The organism is Streptomyces incarnatus (assembly GCF_001027185.1).
Classification (GTDB): domain Bacteria; phylum Actinomycetota; class Actinomycetes; order Streptomycetales; family Streptomycetaceae; genus Streptomyces; species Streptomyces puniciscabiei.
This window is the reverse complement of the sequence record NZ_CP011497.1, coordinates 7,268,782-7,288,188: the sequence shown is the minus strand read 5'-3', so window position 1 is coordinate 7,288,188 and position 19,407 is coordinate 7,268,782. Positions and strand designations below refer to the sequence as shown.

At 73.2% G+C, this 19,407-nt stretch carries 19 protein-coding genes; 13 read left to right on the top strand and 6 right to left on the bottom strand.

Annotation, left to right across the window (positions count from 1 at the left end; genetic code table 11):
* Positions 1-4: 4 nt before the first annotated feature.
* A complete protein-coding gene (locus ABB07_RS33050; RefSeq protein WP_208902149.1) occupies positions 5-250 on the bottom strand; it encodes a toxin-antitoxin system HicB family antitoxin in 246 nt (81 codons plus the stop codon).
* Positions 251-366: 116 nt separating this feature from the next.
* Here ABB07_RS33050 and ABB07_RS33045 point away from each other — a divergent pair, with 116 nt between their 5' ends.
* The 9 genes from ABB07_RS33045 to mug all read left to right on the top strand — a co-directional run bounded on the left by ABB07_RS33045 (position 367) and on the right by mug (position 11,028).
* A complete protein-coding gene (locus ABB07_RS33045) occupies positions 367-1,179 on the top strand; it encodes an ABC transporter ATP-binding protein (protein WP_208902148.1) in 813 nt (270 codons plus the stop codon).
* Positions 1,180-1,183: 4 nt separating this feature from the next.
* Entirely contained in the window at positions 1,184-3,754 is a 2,571-nt protein-coding gene (locus tag ABB07_RS33040) for an ABC transporter permease (RefSeq protein WP_208902147.1), read from the top strand.
* Between the two features lie 46 nt (positions 3,755-3,800).
* The gene (locus ABB07_RS33035) at positions 3,801-4,688 is read left to right on the top strand and encodes an LLM class F420-dependent oxidoreductase (protein ID WP_208902146.1); all 888 of its coding nucleotides are present in this window, start codon (positions 3,801-3,803) and stop codon (positions 4,686-4,688) included.
* 71 nt (positions 4,689-4,759) lie between these two features.
* On the top strand, positions 4,760-5,185 hold the full coding sequence (locus ABB07_RS33030; protein ID WP_208902145.1) for a GNAT family N-acetyltransferase: 426 nt from the start codon (positions 4,760-4,762) through the stop codon (positions 5,183-5,185).
* A gap of 153 nt (positions 5,186-5,338) precedes the next feature.
* Positions 5,339-6,682, top strand: a complete 1,344-nt coding sequence (locus ABB07_RS33025; RefSeq protein ID WP_208902144.1) for a hemolysin family protein — start codon at positions 5,339-5,341, stop codon at positions 6,680-6,682.
* On the top strand, positions 6,679-7,692 hold the full coding sequence (locus ABB07_RS33020; protein WP_208902143.1) for a hemolysin family protein: 1,014 nt from the start codon (positions 6,679-6,681) through the stop codon (positions 7,690-7,692). The genes ABB07_RS33025 and ABB07_RS33020 overlap by 4 nt, the downstream gene beginning before the upstream one ends.
* 478 nt (positions 7,693-8,170) lie before the next feature.
* Complete coding sequence (locus tag ABB07_RS33015; RefSeq protein ID WP_208902142.1) at positions 8,171-8,959, top strand: SGNH/GDSL hydrolase family protein; 789 nt, start codon at positions 8,171-8,173, stop codon at positions 8,957-8,959.
* An 81-nt stretch (positions 8,960-9,040) separates the two neighbouring features.
* Positions 9,041-10,486 carry an adenylosuccinate lyase gene (gene purB, locus ABB07_RS33010; RefSeq protein ID WP_208902141.1) on the top strand — a complete coding sequence of 482 codons (1,446 nt, stop codon included), beginning with the start codon at positions 9,041-9,043 and terminating at the stop codon, positions 10,484-10,486.
* Positions 10,483-11,028 carry a G/U mismatch-specific DNA glycosylase gene (gene mug / locus ABB07_RS33005; protein ID WP_208903716.1) on the top strand — a complete coding sequence of 182 codons (546 nt, stop codon included), beginning with the start codon at positions 10,483-10,485 and terminating at the stop codon, positions 11,026-11,028. Before purB ends, mug begins: the two co-directional genes overlap by 4 nt.
* Before the next feature lie 4 nt (positions 11,029-11,032).
* On the opposite strand, the gene ABB07_RS33000 is transcribed toward mug, so the two are convergent.
* Genes ABB07_RS33000 through ABB07_RS32990 form a run of 3 tightly spaced genes read right to left on the bottom strand, consistent with a single transcriptional unit; the run spans position 11,033 to position 13,160 of the window.
* Positions 11,033-11,473 (bottom strand): hypothetical protein, encoded by a 441-nt coding sequence (locus ABB07_RS33000; RefSeq protein ID WP_208902140.1) that lies wholly within the window; start codon positions 11,471-11,473, stop codon positions 11,033-11,035.
* A 41-nt stretch (positions 11,474-11,514) separates the two neighbouring features.
* Positions 11,515-12,237 (bottom strand): ABC transporter permease, encoded by a 723-nt coding sequence (locus ABB07_RS32995; RefSeq protein WP_208902139.1) that lies wholly within the window; start codon positions 12,235-12,237, stop codon positions 11,515-11,517.
* Between the two features lie 2 nt (positions 12,238-12,239).
* Positions 12,240-13,160: an ABC transporter ATP-binding protein gene (locus ABB07_RS32990; protein WP_208902138.1), complete on the bottom strand. Its 921-nt coding sequence runs from the start codon at positions 13,158-13,160 to the stop codon at positions 12,240-12,242.
* Positions 13,161-13,276: 116 nt separating this feature from the next.
* Between ABB07_RS32990 and ABB07_RS32985 the strand changes: the two genes are divergently transcribed.
* From ABB07_RS32985 to ABB07_RS32975, 3 genes are all read left to right on the top strand, one after another.
* Positions 13,277-14,431 carry a sensor histidine kinase gene (locus tag ABB07_RS32985; protein WP_208902137.1) on the top strand — a complete coding sequence of 385 codons (1,155 nt, stop codon included), beginning with the start codon at positions 13,277-13,279 and terminating at the stop codon, positions 14,429-14,431.
* 14 nt (positions 14,432-14,445) lie between these two features.
* Positions 14,446-15,102: a response regulator gene (locus ABB07_RS32980; protein ID WP_208902136.1), complete on the top strand. Its 657-nt coding sequence runs from the start codon at positions 14,446-14,448 to the stop codon at positions 15,100-15,102.
* Positions 15,103-15,187: 85 nt separating this feature from the next.
* The gene (locus ABB07_RS32975; protein WP_208902135.1) at positions 15,188-16,342 is read left to right on the top strand and encodes an ROK family transcriptional regulator; all 1,155 of its coding nucleotides are present in this window, start codon (positions 15,188-15,190) and stop codon (positions 16,340-16,342) included.
* Positions 16,343-16,685: 343 nt separating this feature from the next.
* Here the strand turns inward: ABB07_RS32975 and ABB07_RS32970 are convergent, their stop codons facing one another.
* A complete protein-coding gene (locus ABB07_RS32970) occupies positions 16,686-17,447 on the bottom strand; it encodes a GntR family transcriptional regulator (RefSeq protein ID WP_208902134.1) in 762 nt (253 codons plus the stop codon).
* Between the two features lie 253 nt (positions 17,448-17,700).
* Positions 17,701-18,585 carry an RNA polymerase sigma-70 factor gene (locus ABB07_RS32965; protein WP_208902133.1) on the bottom strand — a complete coding sequence of 295 codons (885 nt, stop codon included), beginning with the start codon at positions 18,583-18,585 and terminating at the stop codon, positions 17,701-17,703.
* Positions 18,586-18,706: 121 nt separating this feature from the next.
* On the opposite strand from ABB07_RS32965, the gene ABB07_RS32960 reads away from it, so the two are divergent.
* Positions 18,707-19,360 carry an NADPH-dependent F420 reductase gene (locus tag ABB07_RS32960; protein ID WP_208902132.1) on the top strand — a complete coding sequence of 218 codons (654 nt, stop codon included), beginning with the start codon at positions 18,707-18,709 and terminating at the stop codon, positions 19,358-19,360.
* Positions 19,361-19,407: the final 47 nt, after the last annotated feature.

The window sequence follows — 19,407 nt, the reverse complement described above, 5'->3', positions numbered from 1 at the left end:
GGGATCAGCGGCCGTCCCCGACAGCGGTGCCGGTGCCGCGGGTCTCGGCGAACTCCTCGGCGAACACGGACTCGTACTGCTTCATGAAGTCGGCGGCGGCCTCCACGAACGTACGGCCCGCCTCACCGGTGTCCTGTCTGACCAGCTCTTCGATATAGCGGTTGACGCTGATACCGCGGGCCAGGGCGCGTTCGCGGGCGGCGCGGGCGGTGCCCTCGTCCACGCGCACGTTCAGCTGGGTCTTCGCCATACCTCGACGCTAGCGCTCGGATGCTAGCAAGGCAAGGGCGCGTGAATCGGTGCGCCGGGCCGGCTTCTCGCCTACGCTCGCCCGGGACGGGCGGTTCCGGCGACCGGGAGGCGGTCTTGTCCACACCTGCTGCGCAGCACGCGCCGGGCGGCGCCGTCGCGGCCCGCGCCCGCGGGCTGACCAAGGCGTACGGCTCCGGCGAGACGGCCGTCATCGCCCTCGACTCGGTGGACGTGGAGATCGCGCGCGGCCGCTTCACCGCCGTGATGGGGCCGTCCGGGTCCGGGAAGTCCACGCTGATGCACTGTCTGGCGGGGCTCGACACGGTGTCGGCGGGTCAGGTGTGGCTGGGCGACACCGAGATCACCGGGCTCCGGGACCGGGACCTGACCCGGCTCAGGCGGGACCGGGTCGGGTTCATGTTCCAGTCGTTCAACCTCATCCCGACGCTGACGGCCGCCGAGAACATCACCCTGCCCATGGACATCGCGGGACGCAGGCCCGATCCGCGGTGGCTGGACCAGGTCATCGACACGCTGGGCCTGCGCGACCGCCTCACGCACCGGCCCGCCCAGCTCTCCGGCGGTCAGCAGCAGCGGGTCGCCTGCGCGCGGGCGCTGGCCTCCCGGCCGGAGCTGATCTTCGCCGACGAGCCGACCGGCAACCTCGACTCGCGGGCCGGTCTGGAGGTGCTGGGCTTTCTGCGCGGCGCGGTGGACGATCTCGGGCAGACGGTCGTCATGGTCACGCACGACCCGGGCGCCGCCGCCCACTCCGACCTGGTGCTCTTCCTGGCCGACGGACGCATCGTGGACGACATGGAACGGCCGACGGCGGACGCCGTACTGGACCGCATGAAGCGCTTCGACGTGGTCCGGGAGCGGCTGGTCGAGGGCGACGGCGACGACGGCACCACCCGAGAGGACTGACCGGGTGCTCAAGGCGACCCTGAGGAGTTTCCTCGCGCACAAGGGGCGGCTCGCGCTGTCCGCGCTGGCCGTGATCCTGTCCGTGGCGTTCGTCGCGGGCAGTCTCATCTTCTCCGACACCGTCACGCGCACCTTCGACCGGCTGTTCGCCTCCACCGCCGCCGATGTGACGGTCCAGCCGAAACAGCTGGACCTGCGCTCGGCCCGGGTGAGCGGTTCGGTGCAGACGCTCCCGGCCGCGCTGCGGGACCGGGTGGCGCGGGTCGACGGCGTCGCGGCGGCCCGTGCCGAGGTGTCGGTGCAGAACGCGGTCGTGGTCGACAGCCGCGACAGGTCCGTCGGCCCGACCACCGGCGCTCCGACCATCGCGCTGGCCTGGTACGTCACCCACCGCAGCCCGGTGCGCCTCACCTCCGGCCACGCACCGCACGGCGCCGGTGAGGCGCTGCTCGACGCCGACACGGCGCGCAAGAAGCACGTACGGATCGGCGACACGCTGACCGTGCAGGCCCAGCCCGGCATGTTCCGGGTGCGGGTCGTCGGCATCGCCACCTTCACCACCACCAACCCCGGCGCAGCCCTGGTCTTCCTGGACCCGGCGGTGGCGGGCCGCGAACTGCTCGGTTCGGCCGCGAAGGCGACCAGCATCGCGGTGGACGCGGCCAAGGGCGTGTCCGACACGGAGCTCAAGCGGCGGGTCGCCCGGGCGGTCGACACCGGCAGCTACGACCTGAAGACCGCGAACGAACAGGCCAAGTCGGCGGCGGCCAGCCTCGGCACGTTCCTGGACGTGATCAAGTACGTGATGCTGGGCTTCGCCGGTGTCGCGCTCCTCGTCGGCGTGTTCCTCATCGTCAACACCTTCTCCATGCTCATCGCCCAGCGCACCCGCGAACTCGGCCTGCTGCGGGCCCTGGGCGCGGACCGGCGGCAGGTGCGGCGCTCGGTGCTCACCGAGGCGCTGCTGCTCGGGCTGGTCGGTTCGACGCTGGGCCTCGCGGCCGGGATCGGGCTGGCCCTGGGGCTGATCCGGCTCATGAGCGCGTTCGGGATGAACCTGAAGGCCACGGAGATGGTCATCGGCTGGGGCACGCCCGCCGCGGCGTACGTCGTCGGTCTCGGCGTCACGTTCGTGGCCGCCTACCTGCCCGCGCGGCGCGCGGCGGCCGTCTCGCCGATGGCGGCGCTGGTGGACGCCGAAGTGGCCGGTGTGGGCAAGCCGTTGCGGACGCGGGCGGTCGTCGGTGCGGTGATCGGGACGGTCGGCGCGGCGGCGCTCGCGGGGTGTGCGGCGGCCACGAAGACCGCCCAGGCGGCCTCGCTGCTCGCTCTCGGCGTGGCCCTGACGCTGATCGCGACCGTCGTCGCCGGCCCGCTGCTGGTGCGGCCGGTGATCCGGGTGCTGGGCGCTGCCTTCCCCGCGCTGTTCGGTCCGGTGGGCCTGATGAGCCAGCGCAACGCCCTGCGCAATCCCCGCCGTACCGGCGCCACCGCCGCCGCGCTCATGGTGGGCCTGGCCCTGGTCGGCGGGATGTCGGTGGCGAGCGCCTCTATGTCCGCGTCGTTCGACCGGCAGATCGACCGCACGCTCGGCGCCGACTTCATCGTCCAGAACACCAACTTCACGCCGTTCACCCAGGAGGTGCGGAACACCCTGGCCCGCACGCGCGGTGTGGGGCTCGTCGTACCGCAGCGGCTCACCCAGGTCGCCGTACGGCTGCCGAACGGCGCCCGGGTCACGACGGCCGCCGCCGCGTACGGCCCCCGGCTCGACGACGTCGTGCACCTCACCTACGCCCAGGGCGGTTCGGCGGCGGCGCTGGCGGACGGGCACCTCGCCATGGACGCCGACTACGCCCGGGACCACGGTGTGCGGGTCGGCAGTGTCCTGCCGGTGGACTTCCCGGGCGGGCGGCACGCCGAGCTGACCGTCGCCGCCCTCACCAAGCAGGAGACGGCCGAGGGCTTCGGCGCCCAGGGCGGCCTGTTCTTCGGCCTCGCCACCCTCGAGAAGTACGCCCCGGACGCGCAGGACTCCGCGCTCTTCGTCAACGCGGCCACCGGCACGCAACCGCAGGACCTGCGCCCCCGGCTGGAGCACGCGCTGAAGCCGTTTCCGCAGGTCCAGGTGCGCAACCAGACCGACTACAAGCAGCTCGTGCACGACCAGATCGCCGTCCTGCTCTACCTGGTGTACGCGCTGCTCGGACTGGCGATCGTCATCGCCGTGCTCGGTGTGGTCAACACCCTCGCCCTGTCGGTGGTGGAGCGCACCCGTGAGATCGGGCTGCTGCGGGCGATCGGGCTGGGGCGACGGCAGTTGCGCCGGATGATCCGGCTGGAGTCGGTGGTGATCGCGGTGTTCGGCGCGGTCCTCGGGCTGGCGCTGGGGCTCGTGTGGGGCGTGTGCATGCAGCAGGTGCTGGCCCTGCGCGGGCTGACGGCGCTGGCGTTCCCCTGGAGCACGATCGTCGGCGTCGTGATCGGCTCGGCGGTGGTGGGCGTGGTGGCGGCCCTGCTGCCGGCGCTGCGGGCGTCGCGGATGAACGTGCTGGCGGCGATCGCGCACGAGTGATGGAATCACGGCGGTAGCCCAAGTCACCCGTCACCAGGGAGAGTTGATGTCCCGTCCGTTCCGCTTCGGGGTCAGTCTGCTCACGCCCGCGCCCGCCGCCGAGTGGCGCGCGAAGTGCCGGCGCGCCGAGGAGCTGGGCTACGACGTGATCCTCGTCCCGGACCACCTCGGGATGCCCGCTCCGTTCCCGGCCCTGGTCGCGGCGGCCGAGGCGACCGAGCGGCCCCGGCTCGGCACGTTCGTGCTCAACGCGGGGTTCTACAACCCGGCGCTGCTGGCCCGTGAGGTGGCGACCACGGACGCGCTCACCGGCGGACGCCTCGAACTCGGGCTGGGCACCGGGTACGTGCCGGCCGAGCACGAGACGGCGGGGCTGCCGTACGGCTCACCGGGCGAACGGGTGGACCATCTGCGGCGCACGGTCGAGGAACTGGACCGGCTGCTGGGCTGCGACAACCACCAGCCGTGTCCCGCCCAGTCCCGGGTGCCGCTGCTGATCGGCGCCAACGGCGACCGGATGCTGCGGCTGACCGCCGAGCACGCGGACATCGCGGCCTTCACCGGAGCCCGGCCGGGCTCCGCTCCGGGGTCGCTGGCACCGCTCACCGCCGAGGAGCTGGACGAGCGGGTGGCGCGCTACCGGGCCCTGGCGGCGGGCCGCGCGGAACCGGCGGAACTGAACCTGCTGATCCAGCTCGTGGCGGTCACCGACGACCCGGAGCCCGTGCTGAAGCCACTGCTGGAACGGCAGCCGCAGCTGAGCCTGGACTCCGCACTGGCCCTGCCCCTCGTGCTGGCCGGTCCCCTGGAGGAGATCGTGGCGCGGGTGCGGGCGCAGCGCGAGCGCTTCGGCTTCTCCTACCTGACCGTGCTGGAACCGTACATGGAGGCCTTCGCACCGGTGATGGAGCGGCTGCGCGAGGAGCCCGCCTGAAGAGCCCGCCAGAGGAGTCCGCATGATGGAAATCCCCGCGCACGGCTCGCGCCGCGTGCTCCGATGATCACATGACTCATCTGCGCATCCGCCCGGCGGCCCGCGACGACCTCGACACCGTGCTCGCCTTCTGGAAGACGGCCGCCGAGGGCACCAGCATCAGCGACGACCGGGACGGGGTGGAGCGGCTGGTGGCCCTCGACCCCGAAGCGCTGATCCTTGCCGAGCAGGCGGGCGAGCTGCTGGGCACGGTGATCGCGGGATTCGACGGCTGGCGCTGCCATCTCTACCGGCTCGCGGTGCATCCGGAGCGGCGCCGGCAGGGCATCGGGTCGGCGCTGCTGGCCGCCGCCGAGGAGCGGTTCGTACGGCTCGGCGGGCGCCGCGCGGACGCGATGGTGCTGGTCCGCAACGCGACCGCGCACCACGCCTGGAGCGCCGCCGGTTACGACCCCGAGGAACACTGGCGGCGCTGGGTGAAGCCGCTCACCGACTGAAGACACCAGGCCTTCTTTGCCCATCCTTTACCATGGAGGGAGCACTCGGCCCTCTATGAAAGGTTGTGAGCGTCCGCCCATGGGCGAGCCTCCCAGTTCGCGTCACCGCGCGTCCCGTCGCGCCCTGTCCGATCATGGGACGGGGGTGACCCGATGACCGAAGTGCTGCTCCTTCTGGTGGCCATCCTGCTGTCCATGGCCTGCGGGGCCTTCGTCGCGGCGGAGTTCTCGCTGACCACGGTGGCGCGCGGCGAACTCGAGCGGGCCGCCGAGCGCGGCGAGCGCGGTGCCGCCGGCGCCCTGAAGGCCGTACGGAACCTGACCTTCCAGCTGTCCGGCGCACAGCTCGGCATCACCGTGACCAACCTGGTCGTCGGCATGCTTGCCGAACCGTCGATCGCCAAGCTGCTCGCCGGTCCTTTCCGGGCCATGGGTCTGTCGGAAGGCGCGGCGAGCTCGGCCGCCCTGGTGCTCGGTACGGCGCTGTCGACGGTGTTCCTGATGGTCGTCGGTGAGCTGGTGCCGAAGAACTGGGCGATCTCCGCGCCGCTGGCCATGGCCAAGCGGGTCGGCAACCCGCAGCGCTGGTTCAGCGCGGCCTTCCGGCCCTTCATCACCCACCTGAACAACACGGCCAACCACGTCGTACGCCGGCTGGGCGTGGAACCCGCCGAGGAGCTGGCCTCGGCGCGCGGCCCGCAGGAGCTCGCGGCCCTCGCCCGGCACTCCGCCAAGGAGGGCGCGCTGGAGCCGGACACCGCCGAGCTGTTCGTGCGGACGCTGAACCTGGCCGACCTGACCGCGGAGAACGTGATGACCCCGCGCGTCCAGGTCATCGCACTCGACGCGCAGGCGACCTGCGAGGACGTGGCGAACGCGACGCGCGCCACCGGCCTGTCCCGGTTCCCCGTCTACCAGGGCACGCTGGACTCGGTCGTCGGGACCGCCCACATCAAGGACGTGCTGGCCGTCCCCGCCGACCAGCGGCGCCATCGCACGGTGGCCCAGGTGATGCGCGAGCCGCTGCTGGTGCCCGAGTCCCTGACCGTCGACCGGCTGCTGGACCGCCTCGGCGGCCGGCGCACCATGGCCGTCGTCATCGACGAGTACGGCGGCACGGCCGGTGTGGCGACCCTGGAGGACATCGTCGAGGAGGTCGTGGGCGAGGTGCGGGACGAGCACGACCCGCACGAGACGCCCGACCTCGCCCCCGCCGGGGCGGACGAGCAGGGCCGGGCCCTGTACTCGGCCGACGGCGCCGCCCGCACCGACCAGCTCGCGCGCGTGGGACTGCGGGTGCCCGAGGGGCCGTACGAGACCCTGGCGGGGCTGGTCGCGACCCTGCTGGGCCGGATACCGGTGACCGGTGACGCGGTCGAGGTCGAGGGCTGGCGGCTGGACGTGGTGGACGCCACGGGCCGCCGGGCGGCGCGGGTGCTGCTGCACGCGCCCCTGGACGACGAGCGGGCCCAGGAGTCCGCGGAGGGGGCGCGATGACCGCCGTACAGCTGCTGATCGGACTGGCGACCCTCGTTGTCAACGCCTTCTTCGTCGGCGCCGAGTTCGCGCTGATCTCCGTGCGCCGCTCGCAGGTCGAGCCGCTGGCCCAGGAGGGCGACCGGCGCGCGAAGGCCGTGCTGTGGGGCCTGGAGCACGTCTCCGCGCTGCTGGCCGCCGCCCAGCTCGGCATCACGCTGTGCACGCTGGTCCTGGGCGTGGTCGCCGAGCCGGCGATCGCGCATCTGCTGGAGCCGGTGTTCCACGCGGTCGGGGTGCCCGTGAGCGCGGGTCACGCCGTGTCCTTCGTCATCGCGCTGACCCTGGCGACCTATCTGCACATGCTGCTGGGCGAGATGGTCCCGAAGAACATCGCGCTCGCCGAACCGGTGCGCAGCGCGCTGCTGCTCGGCCCTCCCCTGGTCGCGCTGTCCCGGGCCCTGCGCCCGGTGATCTTCACGGTCAACGCCTTCGCCAACGGGCTGCTGAAGCTGCTCAGGGTGGAGGCCAGGGACGAGGTCGCGGCCACCTTCACGGACGCCGAACTCGCCGAGATCGTCAAGGACGCCAGTCAGGCGGGCCTGATCGACGACCGGGCGCAGGAACGGCTGCACGACGCCCTGGAGCTGGGCAGCCGACCGGTGCGGGATGTCGTGGTGCCGCTGCAACGGGTGGTGTACGCGCACATGGGCGTCACTCCGGAGCAGTTGGAGCGCCTCTCGGCCGACTCGGGCTTCTCCCGGTTCCCGGTGGTCGACGTGGGGCGTCGGATCGTGGGGTATCTGCACGTCAAGGACGCCCTGGACGCCTCGCCGCGGGACGTTCCGTTCCGGCTGCGGGACATGCGGCCCATCGCCCGCGTGCGGGAGCGGACCCCGCTGGACGACGTGCTCACCGCGATGCGCGGCAGCCGCACGCACGTCGCGGCGGTACTCGGCGACGACGGCCGCCTGGCCGGCCTGGTGACCATGGAGGACGTCCTACGGGAACTCTTCGGCCAGCCCGCGTGAGCCTCCGGCGGGTGCGGCGGGGGCTGGGGGCTGGGGCCGAGGCCAGGGCATCGGGGTGCCGGGGCCAGGGCATCGGGGTGCCGGGGCCGTGGGGGCTGACCGGCCGGGGCGAGGGAATCCGCGGCTGCGGGCGGGTCCGGGCGCCGGGCGGGCGGTGCGGCCGTGCGAGTCCGGCGCCGGTACTGCCCGGCCGGGCGCCGGGCGGGCGGGGCGGCCGTGCGAGTCCGGCGGCGGTACTGCCCGGCCGGAGGCCCGTGCGGGCCTGGAGGCCCGGCGAGTCCGGAGACCCAGGAGGCCACGGACTCGGGACCTGTGGGGCCGAGGAGCCGTGGGGCCGAGGGGCCGAGGGGCCGAGGGGCCGAGGGGTCGAGGGGTCGAGGGGCCGTGGGGTACAGGCGGGGCGGCGTGGGCCGGGCGGGCATAGGTTTCCGGGGCGACCGACCGGCGGGTATGTCGACGGGATACCATCGCTGGCGCCATGCAGACGAATCCCACACCTCCCCCCTACAGCAGCCTGGTCGCGGTCGGCGACTCCTTCACCGAGGGCATGTCGGATCTGCTGCCCGACGGCTCCTACCGGGGCTGGGCCGACCTGCTCGCCGCGCGGATGGCCGCCCGCACTCCGGGCTTCAGGTACGCCAACCTGGCCGTGCGCGGGAAGCTGATCAAGCAGATCGTCGACGAGCAGGTGGACGTGGCGGCGGCCATGAACGCCGATGTGGTCACACTGGTCGGCGGGCTCAACGACACCCTGCGGCCCAAGTGCGACATGGGCCGGGTGAAGGGCCTGCTGACTGAGGCCGTGGAGCGGCTGGCGCCGTCCTGCAAGCAGCTGGTGCTGATGCGCAGCCCCGGCCGGCAGGGCCCGGTCCTGGAGCGGTTCCGGCCCCGCATGGAGGAGCTGTTCGCCTGCGTGGAGGAGCTGGCCGACCGGCACGGCGCGGTCGTGGTCGACCTGTACGGGGCGCCCGCGCTGGGCGACCCCCGGCTGTGGGACGTGGACCGGCTGCATCTGACGGCGGAGGGGCATCGCCGGGTCGCCGAGGCGGTCTGGCAGACGCTCGGGTACGAGCCGGAGGACGCCGAGTGGCACGTGCCGATGCCGGCCACGCTCCCGCCGGGCTGGGTGACACGCCGGGTCGCGGACGCGCGGTTCGCCCGTGAGCACCTGCTCCCCTGGATAGGCCGGCGCCTGACCGGCCGTTCCTCCGGCGACGGCCGCCCGCCGAAGCGTCCCGAGCTGCTGCCGTACGAGGCTCAGGCGTAACGGAGTGACCGGGGTCTCGTAGCTTCCGCCGAACCACGGCATGGCGTTGGCCTGCACAAACCACCAGTACAATCCGTACACGTGACTTCTGCCGCGCCCGCCAAGCCCCGCATCCCCAACGTCCTCGCCGGACGCTACGCCTCCGCCGAGCTCGCCACGCTCTGGTCCCCCGAGCAGAAGGTGAAGCTGGAGCGGCAGCTCTGGCTCGCCGTCCTGCGCGCCCAGAAGGACCTCGGCATCGAGGTGCCGGACGAGGCGATCGCCGACTACGAGCGTGTCCTCGACACCGTCGACCTCGCCTCGATCGCCGAGCGCGAGAAGGTCACCCGGCACGACGTGAAGGCGCGGATCGAGGAGTTCAACGACCTCGCCGGGCACGAGCACGTGCACAAGGGCATGACCTCCCGTGACCTCACGGAGAACGTCGAGCAGCTGCAGATCCGGCTCTCGCTGGAGCTGATGCGCGACCGTACGGTGGCCGTGCTGGCGCGTCTCGGCAAGCTGGCCGGCGAGTACGCCGAGCTGGTCATGGCCGGCCGCTCGCACAACGTGGCCGCGCAGGCCACCACCCTCGGCAAGCGTTTCGCGACCGCCGCCGACGAGCTGCTCGTCGCCCACGGCCGCGTCGAGGAGCTGCTGGCCCGCTACCCGCTGCGCGGCATCAAGGGCCCGGTCGGCACGGCGCAGGACATGCTGGACCTGCTCGGCGGTGACGCCTCCAAGCTCGCCGAGCTGGAAGACCGGATCGCCGGGCACCTGGGCTTCTCGCAGGCGTTCACCTCGGTCGGCCAGGTCTACCCGCGCTCCCTGGACTACGAGGTCGTCACCACGCTGGTGCAGCTGGCGGCGGCGCCGTCCTCGCTGGCCAAGACCATCCGGCTGATGGCCGGGCACGAACTGGTCACCGAGGGCTTCAAGCCGGGCCAGGTCGGCTCCTCGGCGATGCCGCACAAGATGAACACCCGCTCCTGCGAGCGCGTCAACGGCCTCATGGTGATCCTGCGCGGCTACGCCTCGATGACCGGCGAGCTGGCCGGCGACCAGTGGAACGAGGGCGACGTGTCCTGCTCGGTGGTACGCCGCGTCGCCCTCCCGGACGCCTTCTTCGCGCTGGACGGCCTGCTGGAGACCTTCCTGACGGTCCTCGACGAGTTCGGCGCCTTCCCGGCCGTCATCGCCCGCGAGCTCGACCGCTACCTGCCGTTCCTCGCCACCACCAAGGTGCTGATGGGCGCCGTGCGGGCCGGGGTCGGCCGTGAGGTCGCGCACGAGGCGATCAAGGAGAACGCCGTCGCCACCGCGCTCGCCATGCGCGAGCAGGGCGCCGAGCGCAACGACCTGCTCGACAAGCTCGCCGCCGACGACCGTCTGCCGCTCGACCGCGACCGGCTGGCGGCGCTGATGGCCGACAAGCTGTCCTTCACCGGCGCCGCCGCCGACCAGGTCGGTGTCGTCGTGGCCCGGATCGAGGAGATCGTCAAGCAGCACCCGGAGGCCGCCGGCTACACCCCCGGAGCGATCCTCTGACCCGGCTGACGAAGGCCGACCTGGAGGCCGCCCGCGACCGTCTGGTACCGGACGTCGTCGCGGACGGCCTCCGCGTCTTGTTCTGCGGCATCAACCCGGGGCTCATGACGTCGGCGACCGGTCACCACTTCGCCCGCCCCGGCAACCGCTTCTGGCCGGTGCTGCACCTGTCGGGCTTCACCCCGAGGCTGCTGAAGCCGGCCGAGCAGCAGGAGCTGCTCGCGTACGGACTGGGCATCACGAACGTCGTGGCGCGGGCGACGGCACGGGCCGACGAGCTGACCGCCGAGGAGTACGTCGAGGGCGGACGGCTGCTGACCGAGAAGGTGGCGCGGCTGCGGCCGGGTTGGCTCGCGGTGGTCGGGGTGACCGCCTACCGGGCGGCCTTCGGCGATCGCACGGCGCGGGTGGGACCGCAGGAGCGGACCATCGGTGCCAGCCGGGTGTGGGTGCTGCCGAACCCCAGTGGGCTGAACGCCCATTGGACGGTGGCGACGATGGCGGCGGAGTTCGCCCGGCTGCGGACGGCCGCGCAGGCCTGACGGGTCAGGGAGGGTCGGTCTCGGTGACCACCGCCAGCAGCTGGAACGGCAGTTCGCCGTCCCACTGGGACACGCCGAGCGCGACCCAGCGGCCCGACCCCGATCGCCACAGATGCACATCGGGCACGTGCGAGGCGAGAGAGCCCCAGGGCTCCGCTATGTCCTCACCCTCCATGCTCCGCAGGAACACCCCGGCCAGACCGATCACGTCGGCGGGCCCCCACCGCTCGGCGAGCCGCTCCCCCAGCGCGTCCCGGTCCGCCTCGTACTGCGCCTCCGTCTCCTCGCGCTCGGTGCCGTCGTCCTCATGGAAGTCGCCGCTGGTCTGTAATGCGGCTATCAGGTACCCGGGCCCGCCCATGCCGACGTCCGTCCTGCCGTGCTCCGCCGGAAACACCCGGTCGCACAGCTGGTCGATCACAGCAAGGTGGTTCGCGATGTCCATGTGATCCAGTAAAGCGGGCCCCACTGACAATTGGTGGGCTGTCAGGCGTCCCGGCGCCCCACGCTCCACGCTCCCGCGAGCAGCGCGGCCGCTGTCCACAGCGCGCTCACCGCGAGTCCGGTCCACGGGCCGAGCGAGCCGTCCCAGCTGCTGTGCAGGACCACTTGACCGGCGCGGTCGGGCAGGAAGTCGGCGAGGCCGGAGGACATGTCGCCGATGACGAAGGACACGATCAGCAGGAACGGGATCAGGATCGAGAGGGTCGCGACCGAGCTGCGCAGCACGGCGGCGAGTCCGGCCGCGAACAGCGCCATCAGCGTGAGCTGCAGGCCGCAGCCGATGGCACCGCGCAGGCCCTCGGTCCAGGTCGGGCCGGAGGTGCCGAGTGCGGACTTTCCCACCAGCAGGGTCACCGCCCCCGTGACCAGTCCGACGGCCAGCACGGGCAGCGCGATCGCCGTGGCCTTCGCGGCGAACCACCGCCGCCGGTCCGGCACGGCCGCCAGCGTCAGCCGCAGCGCGCCGCCGCGAAACTCCGACGCCAGGGCCGTCGTACCGAAGGCGATCGCGGCGATCTGCCCGAAGCTGATGCCGAAGAACGCCGAGAACAGCGGGTCCGTGTCGCCGGCGCCGGCATCGGCGGAGGCGGAGGCGAGCGCGGAGAACGCGGCGGTGGCGAGGAGGATCGCGGCCAGGGCGCCGACGAGCGAGCGCAGTGTCCGGATCTTGATCCACTCGGCGCGCAGAACGGGGGTGAACGGCATGGTCAGACCTCCTGGGGCTGGGCGGTGAACTCGGCTTCGGCGGCGGTCAGATCGAGGTAGGCCTGCTCCAGGGTGGCCTCCTGGGCGGCGAGTTCCAGTACGGGCAGTCCCGCCTCGGACATGAGACGGCCGAGGGACTCCACGTGCGCGTGCCGCACGATCCACGTCCCGTCGTCCTCCCGGGTGGCGTCGTGGCCGTGCCGGGCGAGCAGTTCGGCGAGCGCGGCGGCGTCGGTGGTGCGGACCCTCACCTGTGGCTGTACGCGTGCGTGGATGAACTCCTTGACGGAGGTGTCGGCGAGGAGGCGGCCACGGCCGAGGATCACGAGGTGGTCCGCGCAGGCGGCGGTCTCGTTCATCAGATGGCTGGAGACCAGGACCGTACGGCCGTCCGCGGCGAGTCCGCGCAGCAGGGTGCGGATCCACACGATGCCCTTGGGGTCGAGGCCGTTGGCGGGCTCGTCCAGCAGGATCACCTCCGGGTCGCCCAGCAGGGCCGCGGCGATGCCGAGCCGTTGACGCATGCCCAGGGAGTAGGTCCTCACCCGGCGCCCGGCCACCTCGGCGAGGCCGGTCTGCTCCAGGACCGTGTCGACCCGGTGGTCCGGGATGCGGTTGCTCGCCGCCAGGGCCCGCAGATGGGCGTGCGCGGTGCGGGAGCCGTGCGCGGCCCCCGCGTCCAGCAGGGCGCCCACCCGGCGCAGCGGCTCGCGGAGTTCGGCGTAGGGTCGGCCGCCGATCGTGGCGGTGCCGGCCGTGGCCCGGTCCAGACCGAGGACGAGCCGCATGGTGGTGGACTTGCCGGCGCCGTTGGGGCCGAGGAAGCCGGTGACGCGGCCGGGGCGGACGCTGAAGGTCAGGTGGTCGACGGCCCGCCGGGCGCCGTACTCCTTGGTGAGGTCGCGTACGTCGATGCTGGTCATGGATTCAGCCTGGCGTTTTACGGGAGTTGGCTCCTCCCCCGCCGGTGGAGATCGTCTCCCCCGTGCGGGGGAGGCCCGTTGTCAGTGCCGTTTGCGACGATGGCTTCATGGTCCACATGCCCCGCTTGCTTCGCCCGCTGCTGCGCGGGACGACGTACACGCGGCTGCTGCATCTGTGGGTGCCGATGCTGATGGAGAGCGTGTGGCTGTTCATCGACATGTCGAAGCCCTGGGTGCCCGCGCTGGTGCTCGTCCCCGTGGGACTCCTGCCCGCCGTGCGGACGGGCGAGGGGGTGCAGGCGCGGCTGCTGCTGACGCCCGGTGAGCGGGAGCCGGGCATCTCCGAGGCGCCGTCCGGGACATGGCGGGACCGGCTGCGCACGGTGCTGTGGCTGGAGGTGCGGTGGGTCTTCGGCATCGCCGCGTCTTTCGCCACGGTGTGGTTGCCCGTCATCGCGGTCGAGCTGGCGCGCTGCGCGTGGGGTCGGGCGCCGTCCGGGGTGCCGGTGCTGGACCTGCTGCCGCCGGACCGCGGGTGGGCGCTGCTGACGCCGCTTCCGCTGCTCGTGCTGTACGGCGTGGTCGTCGGGCTCGGCGAGCTGATCACGCTCTTGGCGCGCCGGCTCCTCGGGCCGTCCGCGGCCGAGCGGCTGACCGCGCTGGAGGAGCGCACCGAGCAGTTGCTGGAACGCACCCGCATCGCACGGGAGTTGCACGACTCGATCGGGCACGCGCTCACGGTGGCCGTGGTGCAGGCCGGTGCGGCGCGGGCGGCGGGGGACCCGGAGTTCACCGACCGCGCGCTGGACGCCATCGAGGAGACCGGGCGGGCCGCGCTGGCCGACCTGGAGCGGGTGCTGGGCGTGCTGCGCGAGGCCGAGCGTCCGGCGAGCGCCCGGCCCACGCTGGCCGACGCCGGCCGGCTCCTGGAGTCGGCGCGGGCCTCCGGGGCGAAGGTCGACGCGGAGGTGACCGGACCGGTCGGCACCGTGCCGGGGCCGGTGTCCCGCGAGGGCTACCGGATCCTCCAGGAGGCGCTCACCAACGTGCTGCGGCACGCGGGTGCCGTCCCGGTCCGGGTCCGGGTGGCGGTCGGCGACGGAACGCTCGCGCTGGAGGTCCGCAACCCGCTGCCGGACCCCATAACCGGCCCGGGCCGGGGCAGCGGCCTGCGGGGCATACGGGAGCGGGCCGCACTGCTCGGCGGCACGGCCCGGACCGGTCCCCAGGAGGGCGACTGGGAGGTGCGCGCGGAGCTGCCGATCAGCTGATCTAGGCTGGCCGGATGCCGGTCACCGTACTCCTCGTAGACGACGAACCCCTGGTCCGCGCGGGTCTGCGCGCCGTGCTGGAGGCACAGCCCGGCATCGAGGTGGTCGGCGAGGCGGCCGATGGGGCTGCGGTCATCCCGCTGGTGCGTCAACTACGGCCGGACGTGGTCGCCATGGACGTGCGGATGCCCCTCATGGACGGGATCGAGGCCACGCAGGCGGTGCTGCGCACGGTGGACGACCCGCCGAAGATCCTCGTGGTGACCACCTTCGAGGACGACGAGTACGTGTACGAAGCGCTGCGCGCGGGCGCCGACGGCTTCCTGCTGAAGCGGGCCCGGCCCGCCGAGATCGTGCACGCCGTACGCCTGGTGGCGGAGGGCGAGTCGCTGCTGTTCCCGGCTTCCGTACGACGGCTCGCCGCCCGGTACGGCGACGGCGACCGGCCGGCGCGCGCCGTGCTGGACCGGGCCCGGCTGACCGAGCGGGAGGCGGAGGTGCTGCGGCTCATGGCGCGCGGGCTGTCGAACGCGGAGATCGCGGCGCGGCTGGTCGTGGGCACGGAGACGGTCAAGTCGCATGTGAGCGCCGTGCTGGCCAAGCTCGGCGCGCGCGACCGCACCCAGGCGGTGATCGCGGCGTACGAGTCGGGGTTCGTCGAGCCTCGGTGAGGCAGGGCCGCGGCCCGGCACTCGCCGGGGTGCGCCGGGCCGAGTACGATCCGCCCAACACGCCCGCGAGCTGGAAGGACGGACGGTGGGGCAGCTGACCGGCGGCGATCCCTCGCTGCTGCGAAGGATCAACTCCGCGGTGGTGCTGCACGCGCTGCGCGCCACGGACTGCGCGACGCTCACCGAGATCACCCGGGTCACCGGACTGTCCCGGCCGACCGTCGAGGGTGTCGTCGAAGGGCTCATCGAGGGCGGGCTCGTCGTGGAGACCGCGGCCGACGGGGGCACCGCGCGCCGTCAGGGGCGGCCCGCGCGCCGGTTCCGGTTCCGGGCCGAGGCGGGGCATCTGCTGGGCCTGGAGATCGGCCCGCACCGGGTCGCCGCGCTGCTGTCCGACCTGGACGGACGGGTGCTGGGTGCGCAGGGCAAGGAGGTCGACGAGACGGCCACGGCCGACGAACGGCTGGACCGGCTGCGCGGCGCGGTCGCCGAGCTGCTGCGCCGCGCCGGGGTCGCGCGCGGGTCGCTGCGGGCCGTCGGGGTGGGCACGCCGGGGATCGTGGAGGCCGACGGGACGGTACGGCTGAGCACGGCGCTGCCGCAGTGGACGGGCCTGAATCTGGGGGAACGGCTCAGCCGCTCCTTCAAGTGCCCGGTGCTGGTGGAGAACGACGCCAACGCGGCGGCCGTCGCCGAGCACTGGAAGGGCGCGGCCACCGAGTCGGACGACGTGGTCTTCGTGCTGGCCGGGCTGAGCCCGGGCGCGGGTTCCCTGATCGGCGGCCGGCTGCACCGCGGCTACGGCGGGGCCGCCGGGGAGATCGGCGCACTGCATCTCCTGGGCCGGGAGGCGACTCCGGAGACGCTGCTGTCCACCACCGACGAGCCGCTGCACCCGCTGGACGAGCAGGCGGTCGCCGAGGTGTTCGCGCTGGCCCGCAAGGGGGACCAGCGGGCGCGGGCGGCGGTGGAGCGGTTCATCCAGCGGCTCGTGCACGACGTGGCCGCGCTGGTGCTGGCGCTCGACCCCGAGCTCGTCGTGATCGGCGGGTGGGCGGCCGGTCTCGACGGCGTCCTGGAACCGCTCCGCCGCGAACTGGCCCGCTACTGCCTGCGGCCGCCGCAGGTGGCACTGTCCGTTCTCGGTGAGGCGGCGGTCGCGACGGGGGCGCTGCGCCTGGCATTGGACCATGTCGAGGAGCAGCTGTTCGCTGTCGAGGGAACGGTGACGCGGCGCTGAGCTGTGACCGCTCGGGACGCGGTGACGCGGCGCTCGGTGTTCGGCGTGCCGGGCACGGTGACGGGGTGCTGCGCGGTCGCCGTGCCGGGCGCGGTGGCCCGGTGCTGAGCGTTCGCCGTTCCGGGCACGGTGACCCGGTGCTGCGCGTTCACCGTGCCGGGCACGGTGACGCGGCGCTGTGCGGTCGCCGTGCGCGGTGCGGGTCGTCGTGCCGCTGCGGTGCCGTCGTGGCTGGTCGCGCCCACGCGGCGGAGCCGCACATCGACACGGCCCCGCGCCCCTTGGTCGGTTGCCCCGCCGGGTCGTTCGGACACCCGGGATGCGGGAACGAGGTACCCGGAGGTCAGGAAGCCTGGCGGTCCGGGTTGTGGTGTATCTCGACGTCAGGTGAGTCGCCGAAGGTCAGGCGGCAGGTGTCGGCGCGGTAGGTGGCGACGGACAGGGCGGCGGTGCGGCCCTCGGCGAAGAAGCGGGTGGTGACGACGAGGACCGGGGCGCCGGGAAGCCGGTCGAGGTCCTTGGCGTCGTCGGCGCGGGCGGAGCCCAGTTCGACGGCACGGTCCTGGCCCTCGAGCGTCAGGTGCTGGAGTTCACGCAGCACCGCACGCGCGCGTGCCGGGCCGGACGGGGCGTCGATGGCGGTGAGGTCCGGGACCGAGGCCGCCGGGACGTAGAGGAGTTCGGTGGCGACCCGCTGGCCGTGCGACATCCGGGAGCGGCGCACGGTGTGCACGGGCTCGTCCGCGCCGGACTCCAGGACCGAGGCGACGGCGGCGGGCGGCACCGCCTGCTCGCAGTCGACGGGCTGCCAGGAGTCCGAGCCGGCGCCGGGCCAGACGTGCTGCTCGGTGCCGACGGCCACGCCCACGCGCGGCGGCGCCACGGTCGTACCGACGCCGCGGCGGCGCTGCAGCCGGCCCTCCAGCTCCAGCTGTTCGAGGGCCTGGCGGAGCGTGGCGCGGGCCACGCCGAAGCGGGCGGCGAGGTCGCGCTCGTTGGGCAGGATCTCGCCGACCGAGAACTCGGAGTCCAGTGCCTCGCTGAGCACGGTCTTGAGATGCCAGTACTTCGGTTCCGGTACCGATTCCAGCTGCGTGGTCCCCACCCTGTCCTCCGCAAGAGCCGTGGTCCGGCGGTTTTTAGCGCCCTTGTTTATTAAAGGTTGTTGCACTTCTCTGCGACCATAGGGCGGCCTTCACCCTTGGTCAAGACCAATCCTCGATCCCCCGGGCAGCCCGCAGGTGACCCGCCGCGGAGCGTTCACAAGGCGTTCGTGCACGGCGGTGTGTGTGACATCGCGGCAAAGCCCCCGTCGCAGGACGGGGGCTCGCGGGGCGCGTGGGGTCCGGCGGTGTGGCTCAGCGGTCGGCGAGATGCCGCAGCTTGTCCGGGTTGCGGACGACGTACACGGTGGCCACGCGGCCGTCGGCGACGTCCACCTGGACCAGGCTCTCGGGCTTGCCGTCCGACAGGACGAGCAACGCCGGGCCGCCGTTGGCCTCCAGGAAGCGGTAGGACAGGGCCGCCGTGGTCTGCTGAGCGACGGCGACGAGGAACCGGCCGACCTTGTCGGCGGTGTGCAGGATGCGCAGCGGCGCCTTGGCCTTGCCGCCGCTGTCGCCGACCAGGCGGACGTCCGGGGCCAGCACGGACATCAGCCCGTCCAGGTCACCGTCGGCCGCGGCGGCGAGGAAACGTTCGGTCAGCTCGCGTCGCCGGCCGGGGTCGACGTCGTAGCGCGGCCGCCGTTCCTCGACGTGCCGGCGCGCCCGACCGGCCAGTTGCCGTACCGCCGCCTCACCGCGGTCGAGCAGGGCGGCGATCTCGGCGTACGGGTAGCCGAAGGCCTCCCTGAGCACGAAGACGGCCCGCTCCAGCGGCGACAGCGACTCCAGGACGACCAGCAGGGCGAGGGAGACGCTGTCGGCGAGCACGGCGCGGTCGGCCGCGTCCGGGGCGACATCGCCGAACTCGGTGAGATACGGCTCCGGCAGCCAGGGGCCGACGTACGCCTCGCCGCGCGTCCGCACCTGGCGCAGCCGGTCGATGGCCAGGCGGGTGGTGATACGCACCAGGTAGGCGCGCGGTTCGCGGACCTCCGCGCGGTCGGCGCGGGACCAGCGCAGCCAGGCGTCCTGGACGACGTCCTCGGCGTCGGCCACGCGACCGAGCATGCGATAGGCGACACCCATCAGCAGGGGGCGGTGCTCTTCGAAGACATCGGTCGCGGTGTCGGTGGTCACCGGTCCATCCCAGCCGACACGCACCGCAGCTGTCCACCCGGAATCGGCCCGTCCGGCGGCGGCCCGGATCACAATGACCGCGGACCGCCGGAAGTCGGCGGCCGGTGACGGAAGGTGGCCGATGCGATACGCGGTGCTGGGCACGGGCGAGGTGGGCCGCACGCTGGGCGGCAGGCTGGTGGAGCTGGGGCACGAGGTGACCCTGGGATCGCGCGTCAAGGACAACCCGGTGGCGCTGGAGTGGGCCACGGCCTCCGCCGAGCGGGCCCGCGCCGGCACGTTCGCGGAGGCGGCCGCCTCGGCCGAGGTGGTCATCAACGCGGTGGGCGGCCGGGTGGCGCTGGACGCCCTGCGGGCGGTCGGCGCGGAGCACCTCGACGGCAAGGTCGTGGTGGACGTGTCCAATCCGCTGGCCTTCGAGGACGGCCAGCCGCGGCTGGACCCGGTGGAGTCGGACAGCGTGGGCGAGCAGATCCAGCGGGCCTTTCCGCACGCGCGCGTGGTGAAGACGCTGAACACGGTGAACTGTCAGGTGATGGTGGATCCGGGCCGGGTGCCGGGTGCGCACCACCTGTTCGTCTGCGGTGAGGACGCCGGGGCCAAGGAGCAGGTGACGGCGCTGCTCGGCGAGTTCGGATGGCCGGCCGAGCGGGTGCTGGACCTGGGCGGGATCCGGGCGGCCCGGGTGACGGAGATGTACCTGCCGCTGTGGCTGACCCTGATGCGGACGTTGGGGACCGCCGACTTCAACATCGAGGTGCGGCGGGCGGATTGACCACCACCTCGGAGCGGACGCCCTCCCCTCGGGGGCTACCGGCTGGT